Raw genomic sequence first — 13,291 nt, forward strand, 5'->3', positions numbered from 1 at the left:
ATAATGGGTTCATGAATACAGAACTCATTATTGCCATGGTTGTTGGTTTAGTGCTTGGTTGTTGGTTGACCATTGCTGGAATATTTATTTATAAAATATACGACGAAAATCGGTATAAAAAGCGTTTGGCTGTGGAAAAACTCATTCGTGAAATTGAAGCGAGAAACACATTAAATCAAAAAATCATTGAAATTTTAAATCGTCCAATTGCAGATGATGACACAGCTTTGATCAATCCTCAAAGCGATGTAAAAGTCCCATTTTATGATTATAATTTTCTTAAAAATTACTCATCAATGTATAATCTTTACCTGCCAACTTATTATTTGAACACTTTCTTTAAGAAATTGTCACATTATTTGGCTGTTTTTGATGATGAGCAAGATCTGAAAAATGGAGGATATATTTTTAAAGAATCACGTCCAATTTTTGAAAATTTCTCAGTTGAGATTACTGACGATATTGAATCCAAAAAACGTGAACTCAATAAAGCAAAAAATATTTATCCGGCACTTTTGAAACGTCAACATTACGATATTTAATCCAGATGTCAGTCGCACATTTGATAAAAGTCAGCTTGTGAACGCTGACATTTTTTTATTTCCATTTTTTATCAAATTATTTTAAAAAAAATTAAAAAAAAGTCCAAAACGGTCTTTTTTTCATTACACTTTTATGATATAATTGAACAATCGTGAGTTTGCCGTTTACTAAACACTATTAGATAAATGAAAAACAAATCAAACAAGAAAACCTGTGGGTTTTTATTTGTTTTGAAATCACAGATACTTATATGAAGGAGAAAAAATGATTACTATTTATACAGCTCCGTCTTGTACGAGCTGCAAGAAAGCAAAAACATGGCTTTCTTATCACCGCATTCCGTTTGAAGAACGTAATATTATTGCTAATCCATTGTCAGTTGAAGAAATCAGCCGAATTCTTGAAAAATGCGACGATGGTGTCGAAGGTCTAATTTCAAGTCGTAATCGTTTTGTGAAAACACTTGGTGTCGATTTTGAAGACCTCTCTTTATCAAGAGCAATTCAAATTATTTCTGAAAACCCACAAATTATGCGCCGTCCTATTATTATGGACGAAAAACGTCTTCACGTTGGTTACAACGAAGAAGAAATTCGTGCCTTTTTGCCACGTACTGTTCGTATCCTTGAAAATGGTGGCTCTCGTTTACGTAGTGCAATTTAATTTATTTAAAAAATCGGAATTTTTATAGACGTTTTCACGTCTTTTTTTGTTTTCAATTTTGATAAAAATATCAGAGCTTCTTTTATTTGGCATTTTCATAAAATGCCATCAAGCGAAGTGTGCTATAATAAGGGCATGGAAATTTTCGATACGCACACCCATTTGAATGACGCTCCCTTTGCCAATCGCTTGGCAGAAGAAATTGGAAAAGCGCAGGAATTTGGTGTCACTAAAATAAATAATGTGGGCAGCAACATGAAGCTCAATCAGCTTGCTGTTTCGATTGCGGAACAATTTGAACCTTGCTATGCTACGATTGGTTGGCATCCAGATGATGCTGGCGAGTTTGACGAAAAAGCGGAAGCATATCTCTTGTCAGAGCTGACAAAGCCTAAAGTGCTTGCCGTTGGCGAGATTGGGTTAGATTATCATTGGATGGTACAGCCAAAAGAGGTGCAAGAGCGTGTTTTTAGACGGCAAATTCAGATTTCAAAAGAAATGAATGTTCCGTTTCAAGTGCATACCCGTGATGCATTAGAAGATACTTACAAAATCATTAAAGATGAAGGTGTCGGCCCTGCGGGTGGAATCATGCATTCTTTTTCAGGAAGTTTGGCTGATGCTGAACGTTTTGCTGCGCTTGGTATGATGATTTCGTTTTCTGGTGTTGTCACTTTTAAAAAGGCTTTAGATGAGCAAAATGCAGCACAACATTTGCCTATGGATAAAATACTGGTGGAGACTGATGCGCCTTATTTGACGCCAGTGCCATTTCGTGGACGAGAAAATACACCGGCTTATACTCAATTTGTTGTTGAAAAAATTGCTGAATTGCGAGGCATGTCAAAAGAAGACGTTGCTGAGCAGACTTACCAAAATGCACTTGCCATTTTTAAAAAAGTGCAAAGATAAGTTCCTTTTTTAGCATTGTATGAACTTCAAGAGACAGAAATTAGAAAAAATGAAGAAAAAAATTAACAAAATAATCGTTGTTGAAGGGCGAGATGATACGGCCAATTTAAAACGTTTCTATGAGGTCAACACTTATGAAACAAACGGCTCAAGTATCAATCAAACCGATTTGGAACGATTAAAAATATTACATGAAAAACAGGGAATTATCGTTTTTACAGACCCTGATTTTCAAGGTGAGCGCATTCGAAAAATCATCATGGCAGCCATTCCGACGGCTCAGCATGCCTTTATTCAACGTGATGAAGGGGTGCCAAAATCAAAATCAAAAGGACATTCACTTGGCGTTGAACACGCTGATTTCACGGCTTTAGAAGCCGCCCTCAATCAAGTTGAAACTTCTGTCAGTCCTGACAGAAATGAAAATGGATTGACGGTCAGTGATTTGATGGCTTATGGATTAGTTATGGGCGCAGACAGTCGTAAACGACGTGATTTTTTGTGTACGGAGCTTCGGATTGGTTATGCCAATGGGAAACAACTCTTGAAGCGTCTGAATATGTTTGGCATTGGTCTTGACGAAGTGGACCAAGCAATGAAAAAATATGGGAATGTGATACAATAGAAGAATGACAAAAACAGAAAAAACAGAGATTAGCCGTATCGCAAATGTGATTAGAACACAGGATATTTTGCGTCGTCATGATTTTAATTTCAAGAAAAAATTTGGACAAAATTTCCTGACAGACCACAATATCTTGACTAAGATTACGGCAACCGCAGAATTATCAGAAGCAGTTAACGTGATTGAAATTGGACCAGGAATTGGTTCATTGACACAGTATTTGCTTGAAGAAGCAGCTGAAGTCATGGCTTTTGAAATTGATAAAACCTTAATTCCAATTTTGGACGAAACTTTGGCAGAATATGATAATTTTATCTTAGTCAATGCGGACATTTTGAAGGTGGATTTGGCTGCTGAAATTGCCAAATTTAAAAATCCAAACTTGCCGATTAAAGTGGTCGCAAACTTGCCTTATTATATTACGACACCGATTTTGATGCATTTGATTGAATCTAAAATTCCTTTTGCTGAATTTGTTGTCATGATGCAAAAAGAAGTAGCCGATCGGATTGCAGCCAATCCAAAAACCAAAGCTTATGGTTCTTTGTCGATTGCTGTTCAGTATTACATGGAAGCCCAAGTCGCCTTTATCGTGCCACGAACCGTCTTTATTCCTGCGCCAAATGTAGATTCGGCCATTTTGAAAATGACCCGTCGTGAAAAACCTTTGGTAGAAGTCGAAGACGAAACATGGTTCTTCAAAATCATGCATGCCGGTTTTGTTCACCGTAGAAAAACCTTGTTGAACAACATGCAGGCTGAATTTGGGAAAGATGCCAAGCCAGAAATTGAAAAATGCTTGACCCAAGCAGAAATTTCTCCAAGTGTGCGTGCTGAAGCACTTTCGATTCCAGAATTTGCCCATCTGGCAGACGCCTTGATGCCGCTTAAAAAATAAAATAAATTATCAGAAATCACTAGCAGAAGCTGGTGATTTTTGCTATGATTGGAATAAGCCAAAAGTCATAGTATTGAGAAGTCTTTTTGGTCAAAGCAATGGATTTGAAGGAGAGCACATGAGAGTTGAAAATGTAAAAACAAAAATGGCAGCCCAAGATTTGCCAGCTTTATTGATTACGGACATGAAAAATATTTATTACTTGACTGGATTTTCAGGGACAGCAGGCTGTATTTTATTGACCAAAGAACGCAACATTTTTATGACGGACAGTCGTTACAGCGAAATGGCAAAAGCATTGATTTCAGGATTTGAAATCATCGAAACACGCGATCCGATTGGTCAATTACCTGCGCTTCTTGAGTTTGAGAAGATTAAAAGACTGGGCTTTGAAGAAAATGTCGAATACAGTTTTTTCAATCAACTTGCGACCCGACTGCCTGAAGTAACATTGTTTGCCAGCCAAAATTTCCTGATGGAATTACGCCAATTTAAAGACGAAGATGAAATCAATAAAATGAAAAAAGCCTGTGCAATCTCAGATGCTACCTTTATGGAGGCCTTAAAATTTATTGAACCTGGGCGCACTGAAATCGAAATCGCCAATTTCTTAGATTTTAAAATGCGTGAAATGGGCGCAAGTGGTATCAGCTTTGACACCATTATTGCCAGCGGTCACAGAAGCAGTTTGCCGCATGGAGTGGCTAGCCACAAGACGATTGAGTTTGGCGATACGGTGACAATGGACTTTGGATGTTATTATGACCATTATGCGAGCGATATGACCCGGACTATTTTTGTTGGTGAAGCCGATCCTAAAGTAGCTGAAATTTATCACGTGGTGCAAAAAGCCAATCAAGCATTGATTGAAAAAGCGAAAGCAGGCCTAAGCTACGCTGATTTTGACCGCATTCCCCGTCAAGTGATTGAAGAAGCTGGCTACGGTAAGTACTTTACACACGGGATTGGCCATGGTGTAGGCTTAGATATTCACGAAATTCCTTATTTTAATCAGAAAATGACGGATCAATTTTTAGAAGAAAATATGATTGTTACGGATGAACCAGGAATTTATATTCCAGAATTTTCAGGGGTTCGAATTGAGGATGATTTGCTCATCACCAAAAATGGCTGTGAAGTTCTAACAAATGCACCAAAAACGCTCATCGTTATTTGAAAAATATCAAATCTTATGGTACAATGAGATGATGTAATCCGCTTCTTATTCAGATAATAAAAGCGAAAATAAATGTAATTTCTAAGGAGAATAAATAATAATGGTTGCAGCACACGAACTAAAATCTGGTATGACATTCCTCAATGGAGACAAACTCCTCCGCGTAGTAGAAGCAAGCCACCACAAACCAGGTAAAGGGAACACAATCATGCGTATGAAATTGAAAGATGTACGTACAGGTTCTACTTTCGATGATACATACCGTCCTGATGATAAATATGAACAAGCTGTTATCGATACTGTAGGTGCACAATACCTTTACAAGATGGATGGTACAGCCTTCTTCATGAATACTGAAACTTATGATCAATACGAAATTCCTGTTGAACAAGTTAAAGACGAATTGCTCTACATTCTTGAAAACGAAGAAGTTAAAATCCAATTCTTCGGTACAGAAGTGATCGGTCTTTCACTTCCTACAACTGTTGTCTTGACTGTTACTGACACTCAACCTTCAATCAAAGGTGCGACAGTTACAGGTTCTGGTAAACCAGCAACAATGGAAACTGGACTCGTTGTTAACGTTCCAGACTTCGTTGAAATCGGAACAAAACTTGAAATCAATACACAAAACGGAACATACTTGAAACGTGCTTAATTCCATTTGAATTAACCAATTCAATGAATTCCAAATCTTGTCAGTACTGACAGGTTTTTGTGACTAAGCAGCGCTTTGTTTTTCGAAACGAAAGCGTGATTCAATGAAAATGAGGAATAAAAGATGGCAGAAAAAACTGTTCATACAGAAGAATTAGGCGACATTGTTATTGCTCCTGAAGTTCTGGAAGTCATTATCGGCATCACTACTGCAAAGATTGATGGTGTTTATGCACTTCGTAACAAACGTCTTGCTGATAGTCTTGGTAAAAAGGCTGAAGGTCGTGGCGTTTATATTGATACAAAAGACGACAAAGTGACTGTTGAAATTTATGTTTATCTTACTTATGGCGTAAGTGTTCCAACTGTTGCTACAAAAATTCAAAAAGAAGTGAAAGAAGCAGTCGCTCAAACTACTGAAATTATCGTTGATGATGTTAACATTCATGTGGTCGGTGTGGTAACTGAAAAATTACCAAAACCAAGTTTTGCGGACCTGTTTGATGAGGGATTCTTCAATGCCTAAAAAGCTAACTCAACATGATATCCGCCAACGAGCTGTACAAACGCTTTACAGTTTCCAAGTTCAACGTGAAATGTCAGAGGATGTGATTAAAAACTTCCGATACTACGTCGGTAAAATCGAAACTGTTTTGGAACGTACGCCTCGTTTTGAAGTGGAATACCAAGATGATAGAATTGTCATTCGTGGTTTTCAAAAACGTTTCACTTCAAGTTTGAGTAAGCTCGTTGAAATTTATGATATTCTTGGCATTGATCTTGATCATAGTGCCTTGTACAATGCGGTTGCATTTGTTCGTGACTTTGGTGGATACACTAAAAAAATGCGTGACAATGAAGCCTTAGAATTGTTCAACGGTGTCTTTGCCAATTTGAATATCGTTAAATTCTTTAGTATTGATTTTGAAGAAACACCTGTTTCTAATAAAGTGCTTGAATATTTGCGCGCGCTTCCTAAAGAAGCAAGCCCAGAACAAGCCTTTGAAACATTCAATAACGTATTTGCACTGGTTCATGAAAACGTTCGTGAAAAATATACTGTCGAATTTTTCAAACCTGTAACTTTGATGACTGAATTAAAACCAGAACTTGAAAAAGCGGAAGTAAAACATCAAGCTCAAGAAAAAGCATTGCTTGAAAAAACAGAGCAATATGTTTTGAACTATGATAATGAAGATCCGCTTGATATTGAAGCACCAGCCTATTTTACAAGTTTGATTGACGGCGTTCTTGAACATCAAGAAACACTTGAAAACCAAATTTCAGAACACTTGGCAAAAAACTGGAGCTTTGAACGGTTGACTTTGATTGAACGTGTGATTTTGAGTGTTGGTGCTTTTGAGATTGCCTACACTGAAACACCAGATGTTGTTGCAGTCAATGAAGCGATTGAACTTTCAAAAGACTTTAGTGATGTCAAGTCAAGTCGTTTTGTCAACGGCGTTTTGACTAACTTAATAAAGAAATAAAAATGTATTAAAAATGAACTTTTCGGGGTTCATTTTTTTTTGCTTTTTCATTGACAAATAGTGGAAATTTTGAATATTTTGCGGTATTATATACCTATGAGAGCGGTTTCTTTAAGAGATATGATTTTTAATAAAAGTGAAACAAAGGGGTAATTTAATGGAGACATTTTCGATTAAACCATATGAAAAGAAAGCACATTATACGGGAGTTGCTGTGCCGGTTTTCGCACTACGGAGTAAACAATCAACAGGAATCGGACAATTTTCAGATTTGAAATATTTGGCTGATTTCGCACATCGATCAAAAATTGATTTGATTCAGTTGCTGCCAATCAATGATACAACAACCTTTATGGACTGGCGGGATTCTTATCCATATCGAGCAATTTCGGTATTTGCACTACATCCTATTTTTGTTGATTTGCATGCCTTCATGGAGGACTTTACAGAACCTGAGAAAGCCAGATTAAAGGCTGCAGAAAAGGAACTGAATGCACTGGAACAAATCGATTATGAACGTGTTTTAGCCCTAAAATGGGACTATTTGAAACGGGTTCATAAAAAACGGGGCAATCAAGTCAGAAAGAGCATGGAATATCAAAAATTTGTGAAGAAAAATAATTTTTGGTTGAATGCCTATGCGAGCTTTACTGTTTTGCGTGATACTTATGGGACCGCTGATTTTTCACAATGGACGGACGCTACAACTTATAGTGAACAGGTTTATGAAAATCTGAGGGAAGACAAGGAAAAAGCGGAAGCATTAGATTTGTCAGTCTTTGTTCAGTTTCTGTTGCACCAGCAATTACAAGAAGCGGTAGCTTACTGTCATCAGTTGGGCATTGCCATCAAAGGCGATATTGCAATCGGAATTGCACATGATTCAGTTGATGCTTGGACGAGTCCAGAACTCTTTCATTTGGACATGCAGGCAGGTGCTCCGCCAGATGTCTTTGCGGTCAATGGTCAAAACTGGGGCTTCCCGACATATCATTGGGAAGAAATGGCAAAAGATGGCTATGGCTGGTGGAAGCAACGGATGCTTGCCATGAGTGAGTATTTTGATGCTTATCGTTTGGATCATATTTTGGGCTTTTTCCGAATTTGGGAAATGCCAAAAGATAGTGTGCGTGGCTTGTTGGGGCATTTTTCTCCAGCTATTGCCATGACGGATCAAGAAATCGAAGATAATTACGGCATTCCTTTTCGGGCTTGGGGAATTGAGCGCTTCACTCAACCGTTTATTAAAGATTGGGTGATTGATGAGATTTTCGGCCGTGATTATCGAGATTTTGTCATTCAAGAATTTCTGGATTATGCAGGCTATGGAAATTACCGCTTCAAGAAAAAATTTGATAGTCAGCGTAAGGTTGAAGCAGCACATCTTGAAGAATGGGTTCGCTTAGGACTTTATCAACTTCATGAAAATGTCTTGTTTGTGCATGATCACCAAGATCATTATCGCTATCATCCACGGATTAATCTTCAAAATACATCGTCCTTTAGAGAAATCGGTGCAGAATATCAAGAACGTCTCAATCGACTTTACAATGATTATTTTTACGGTCGAAATTATGACTTCTGGAAAGAACGGGCCTATGAAAAATTGCCAATCATTAAAAATGCCACGCCTATGTTGGCATGTGGCGAAGATTTGGGAATGGTGCCTGATAATGTTCCAGATGTCATGTACCGCTTAGAAATTTTACGTTTGATTGTTGAGCGGATGCCGAGCGATGATCAATTTGTCAGCCGTTTAGAATATGCACCATACTTGTCAGTAGTGACAACATCAAGTCATGATACCAGTAATCTTCGGGCTTGGTGGACTGAAAATCAAGAAAACACACAGCGTTATTACAATGAAGTCATGGGCTGGCAGGGACCAGCACCACGCGACGCTTCTGTTGAAATCATTGAGCAAATCATCAAACGCAATCTTAATAGCAATGCGATGATTGTTGCACTTCCAATACAAGATTGGCTGGGCCTCAGTGAAGAATTACGTTATCCCAATCCTAAAGCAGAACAAATCAATGTTCCTGCTAATCCTTTCCATTACTGGCGCTACCGTCTCCATCTTGATTTGGAAGACTTGGTCAGCAATGATAAATTTACAGCTTTACTGACAGAACTCATCAGCCATTCGAAACGTGTTGATTAGTTGTCAAGATAGATGAGCTTAAATTGCGAACAAAATAACTGAATAGTTTGTTAATTCCGAACAATTTGCACAATTTTTTTATAGAAGCTCAGATATCATTTTGAATTATGTGATTATGATTATAAAATTATAATATAGTTAAATAAATGGAGGTTTCAATATGGGTATTGAAATGTTGGGTCTTATTCTTGCAGGCGGTCAAGGGACACGTCTTGGTAAATTGACAAAAGATGTGGCTAAACCAGCCGTTCCTTTTGGCGGCCGTTATCGTATTATTGACTTTGCTTTATCAAATTGTACAAATTCAAACGTGAAAAACGTTGGTGTTATCACACAATATCAACCTTTAGTTTTGAATTCACACATCGGAAATGGGGCACCTTGGGGCTTAAACGGCGTCAATTCGGGTGTCACAATTCTACAACCTTATTCATCTCAAGAAGGCTCGAAATGGTTTGAAGGGACTTCTCATGCGGTCTATCAAAATATTGCATACATTGACCAACTCAATCCAGAATACGTTTTGATTTTGTCGGGTGACCATATTTACAAAATGGACTATGAAGCAATGCTTGAAAGTCATAAAGAACGCGGTGCTTCATTGACCGTTTCTGTAATGGAAGTGCCACTTGATGAAGCCAGCCGTTTTGGGATTATGAACACCGACGAAGCTGATCGGATCATCGAATTTGAAGAAAAACCAAAAGAACCAAAATCAAATTTGGCTTCAATGGGAATTTACATTTTTAACTGGAAACGACTTCGTGAAGTCCTTGTCAATGGCTATTCTAAAGGAAATCCAATGGAAGACTTCGGTGGCGATGTTATTCCTGCTTATATCGAATCTGGCGAGAATGTCTTTGCTTATCGCTTCAAAGGTTACTGGAAGGACGTCGGCACAATTGGTTCATTGCACCAAGCCAGCATGGAATTCCTTGATTTACAAATGGAATTGGACATTACCGATAAATCTTGGCGGATTTATAGCCGTAATGACATTTCAGCCCCTCAATATGTCACAGCTGATGCAGATGTGAAAGATTCTCTTGTGGGCGATGGTTGCTACGTCAGCGGACGCATTCATCACTCTATCCTGTCGCAAAACGTTCAAGTTCAAGGCAATACGGTCATCGAGGACAGCTTTATCATGTCTGGCACGACCATTGGCGAGAATGTCACCATTAAGTATGCCATCGTTGGCGAAAATGCGAAAATCGGTGATAATGTTGAAATCATAGGAACACCAGACGACATTTTAGTTGTCGGACATGGCGAAATCAAGGGGGATAATAAAGATGAACAATAGTAACAAAATGGTCGGCATGCTTTCAAATGTCACACATAATCCAGAGCTTAAACCACTCGTTGATGAACGCCCACTGTCAACGCTTCCCTTTGAATGCAAATATCGTTTGATTGACTTCCCACTTTCTTCATTGTCAAATGCGCACGTGGATAGCATTTTCATGACATTTAACCAAGGCGAAACACAGTCCGTTTTTGACCACTTAGGGTCAGGAACAGAATGGGGACTTGATGGCCTAAACAGTCGTTTCTTTATCTATATCCAACAAGATTTTGACCGACTTAAAGCAGAAGGCAAACAATATTTTGCCCAACACATCAATTTCCTACGCAAATCAAAAGCACCTTATACTGTTTTGATTGGTAGCAAATTTGTTTGTGATGTTGATTTGCAAGCCGTTTTACGTTTGCATAAACAATCAGGAAAAAATGTGACAGCCGTTTATAAAAAAGTCGAATCTGAAGTTGCAGCACCGTTTGATACCATTTTCCGATTTGAAGAAGATGGCTTGAAACATTGCTATACTAACCAAGTAGAGGATTTACAAGAAAAAGAAAACCTCTGTTTGAATCTTTTCATCGTCAATACTGAATGGTTGATTGACTTCATCATGAAAATGCAAGAAGCAGAAGAAATTGCATCTATTTCACATTTGGTTCGCGTTCATCTCGATGATTTGGATGTCAATGGCTACGAATATACAGGCTACATGAGTAATATCAAAGATGTGAAATCATTTTATGATGCCAATATGATGATGCTCAATCCTGCAAACTTTACGTCATTGCTTTATTCAAGCCAACCTGTTTATACGAAAATCAAAAATGAAGTACCAACTTATTTCTCACCAGAAAGTAGCGTAGAAAACTCTCAACTTGGTTCGGGCTGTATCGTTGAAGGAAATGTAAAAGAGTCACTTATTTCTCGTGCATCAGCGGTTGAAGCAGGGGCTACTGTTGAAGCTTCACTCTTGTTTACCAATTCTAAAGTCAAAGAAAATGCAGTGGTTAAATATGCCATCATTGACAAAAATGTTGTCATTGAAAATGGCGTTTCTGTCATTGGAACAAAGGAAAAACCAGTTGTCATTCCAAAAGGTTCAGTCGTTACTGAAGATGTGATTGAACTTTAATTAGACACACTTCAAAATAAATCAAAGGTCAGCGCTGATAGAATTCTGTCAGCGTTGACAAGTCTTTAAAGAAAAGAATAAGGAGAACCTCATGAAAATTCTATTTGCCGCCAGTGAATGTGCACCATTCTTTAAAACGGGTGGGCTCGGTGATGTCGCAGGCGCGCTTCCAAAAGAATTAGCAAAGAAAAAAGAAACAGACCAAATCGCAGTCATTTTGCCTTATTTCAAGGACGAAATGAAAGAAGTTTACAAAAAAGAGTTGAAAGATGAATTCTGGGACTTCGTCAATGTGGGCTGGCGTCGTGAATACGTTGGGGTCAAAAGTCTTGTTCGTGACGGCGTAAAATATTATTTCCTAGATAATGAACATTATTTCGCTGGAAAAGGACTTTATGGCTACAACAACGATGGGGAACGTTTCGCATTCTTTGATTTGGCCATTTGTCAGCTCCTCGAAAAATTGGATGACATTCCTGATATTATTCATGTCAATGACTGGCAGACGGCGATGGTTCCATTCCTTTTGAAAGAAAAATTCAACTGGATTAACGCTTATAAAGACATTAAAACGGTCTTGACCATTCACAACATGCAATTTCAGGGCTGGTTACAAGGCAATGCTTTGATTGATTTGTTTGGTATGGGCATGGAGCGTTTCAATGAAGGTGTTGTCAGACATGACAATATGCTTAACATGCTAAAAGCTGGCTTGCTCTATGCTGACAAGGTTAATACCGTTTCGCCAAGCTATGCTGAAGAAATCAAAACGGCCGAGTTTGGCTGTGGTCTTGAACCCATTTTGAACTTTATTTCAGGCAAACTCTCAGGTATTCTCAATGGGATTGATTATGATGTCTTTAATCCTGAAACGGATCCATTGATTGCTCATCATTTTAGCAAGAAAGATCTTTCCGGCAAAGCCAAGATGAAAGCTGACTTACAAGAAAAATTAGGCCTTCCTGTCAAAGCTGACAAGCCATTGATTGGAATGGTCAGCCGATTGACTGACCAAAAAGGATTTGATTTGGTGCTGTCAGAACTCGATCACATCTTGAAAGAAGATGTCCAAATCGTTCTCTTAGGAACGGGCTTCCCATATATCGAAGATGGCTTCAAGTATTTTGCTGCTCACTATCCTGATAAAATTTCAACAAATATTGCTTTCAATCTTCAATTTGCCCAAGAAATTTATGCGGCGAGCGATTTGTTCCTCATGCCTTCAGCATTTGAACCTTGTGGCCTGTCTCAAATGATTTCCATGCGTTATGGAACCTTGCCAATTGTGCATGAAATCGGAGGCCTGAAAGATACTGTCATTCCTTACAATCCGTCAACGAAAACGGGAACAGGCTTTGGCTTTGTCCAATTTGACGGCTATACCTTGACCAAAACGGTTCAAAAAGCGGTTCAACTGTATCAAGAAAACAAAGCAGACTTTGACCAAGTGGTCTTGTCAGCAATGACAGAAGATTTTTCTTGGGAAAGTAAGGCGCAACTTTATATTGAACTCTACCAAGCTGCCTTAAAATAATCGAAAAATTAAAAAAATACGCTAAAAAATACGCAAGCGGTTGCGTAAATCAGAATATTTTGATAGAATATGTGTGATGTAGTAAAACTACTTCACTAGAGCTTGAACTCTGCTTAATTCCAGTTTAAAAATGCATCTCTATTCGAACTGGCCAACAACAGAAAATCCAATCAGGAACTAGAAAAAAGAG

At 38.2% G+C, this 13,291-nt stretch carries 13 protein-coding genes; all 13 read left to right on the forward strand.

The annotated features are described in order from the left end of the window. Positions 1–11: 11 nt before the first annotated feature. The 13 genes from GHI45_RS02435 to glgA all read left to right on the forward strand — a co-directional run bounded on the left by GHI45_RS02435 (position 12) and on the right by glgA (position 13,101). A complete protein-coding gene (locus tag GHI45_RS02435) occupies positions 12–542 on the forward strand; it encodes a hypothetical protein (RefSeq protein WP_187230040.1) in 531 nt (176 codons plus the stop codon). Positions 543–807: 265 nt separating this feature from the next. Next, a complete protein-coding gene (gene spx / locus GHI45_RS02440; RefSeq protein WP_147778908.1) occupies positions 808–1,206 on the forward strand; it encodes a transcriptional regulator Spx in 399 nt (132 codons plus the stop codon). A 135-nt stretch (positions 1,207–1,341) separates the two neighbouring features. Beyond that, positions 1,342–2,118: a TatD family hydrolase gene (locus GHI45_RS02445; protein WP_147778909.1), complete on the forward strand. Its 777-nt coding sequence runs from the start codon at positions 1,342–1,344 to the stop codon at positions 2,116–2,118. 49 nt (positions 2,119–2,167) lie between these two features. Beyond that, on the forward strand, positions 2,168–2,743 hold the full coding sequence (gene rnmV / locus GHI45_RS02450) for a ribonuclease M5 (protein WP_147778910.1): 576 nt from the start codon (positions 2,168–2,170) through the stop codon (positions 2,741–2,743). A gap of 4 nt (positions 2,744–2,747) precedes the next feature. Then, on the forward strand, positions 2,748–3,641 hold the full coding sequence (gene rsmA / locus GHI45_RS02455; protein WP_147778911.1) for a 16S rRNA (adenine(1518)-N(6)/adenine(1519)-N(6))-dimethyltransferase RsmA: 894 nt from the start codon (positions 2,748–2,750) through the stop codon (positions 3,639–3,641). 118 nt (positions 3,642–3,759) lie between these two features. Beyond that, positions 3,760–4,818, forward strand: a complete 1,059-nt coding sequence (locus GHI45_RS02460) for an aminopeptidase P family protein (RefSeq protein WP_147778912.1) — start codon at positions 3,760–3,762, stop codon at positions 4,816–4,818. Between the two features lie 100 nt (positions 4,819–4,918). Next, positions 4,919–5,476 (forward strand): elongation factor P, encoded by a 558-nt coding sequence (gene efp / locus GHI45_RS02465; RefSeq protein WP_147778913.1) that lies wholly within the window; start codon positions 4,919–4,921, stop codon positions 5,474–5,476. A 123-nt stretch (positions 5,477–5,599) separates the two neighbouring features. After that, complete coding sequence (locus GHI45_RS02470; RefSeq protein WP_147778914.1) at positions 5,600–6,001, forward strand: Asp23/Gls24 family envelope stress response protein; 402 nt, start codon at positions 5,600–5,602, stop codon at positions 5,999–6,001. After that, positions 5,994–6,965 carry a transcription antitermination factor NusB gene (nusB, locus tag GHI45_RS02475; RefSeq protein ID WP_147778915.1) on the forward strand — a complete coding sequence of 324 codons (972 nt, stop codon included), beginning with the start codon at positions 5,994–5,996 and terminating at the stop codon, positions 6,963–6,965. Before GHI45_RS02470 ends, nusB begins: the two co-directional genes overlap by 8 nt. 157 nt (positions 6,966–7,122) lie before the next feature. Then, positions 7,123–9,129, forward strand: coding sequence for a 4-alpha-glucanotransferase (locus tag GHI45_RS02480; RefSeq protein WP_147778916.1), 2,007 nt, complete (start codon positions 7,123–7,125; stop codon positions 9,127–9,129). 160 nt (positions 9,130–9,289) lie between these two features. Continuing rightward, the gene (locus GHI45_RS02485) at positions 9,290–10,435 is read left to right on the forward strand and encodes a glucose-1-phosphate adenylyltransferase (protein WP_147778917.1); all 1,146 of its coding nucleotides are present in this window, start codon (positions 9,290–9,292) and stop codon (positions 10,433–10,435) included. After that, complete coding sequence (gene glgD, locus GHI45_RS02490; RefSeq protein WP_147778918.1) at positions 10,425–11,567, forward strand: glucose-1-phosphate adenylyltransferase subunit GlgD; 1,143 nt, start codon at positions 10,425–10,427, stop codon at positions 11,565–11,567. Before GHI45_RS02485 ends, glgD begins: the two co-directional genes overlap by 11 nt. Before the next feature lie 91 nt (positions 11,568–11,658). After that, positions 11,659–13,101 (forward strand): glycogen synthase GlgA, encoded by a 1,443-nt coding sequence (gene glgA / locus GHI45_RS02495; protein WP_147778919.1) that lies wholly within the window; start codon positions 11,659–11,661, stop codon positions 13,099–13,101. Positions 13,102–13,291 lie beyond the last annotated feature (190 nt).

This window comes from Lactococcus sp. dk101 (genome assembly GCF_009601055.1).
GTDB lineage: Bacteria > Bacillota > Bacilli > Lactobacillales > Streptococcaceae > Lactococcus.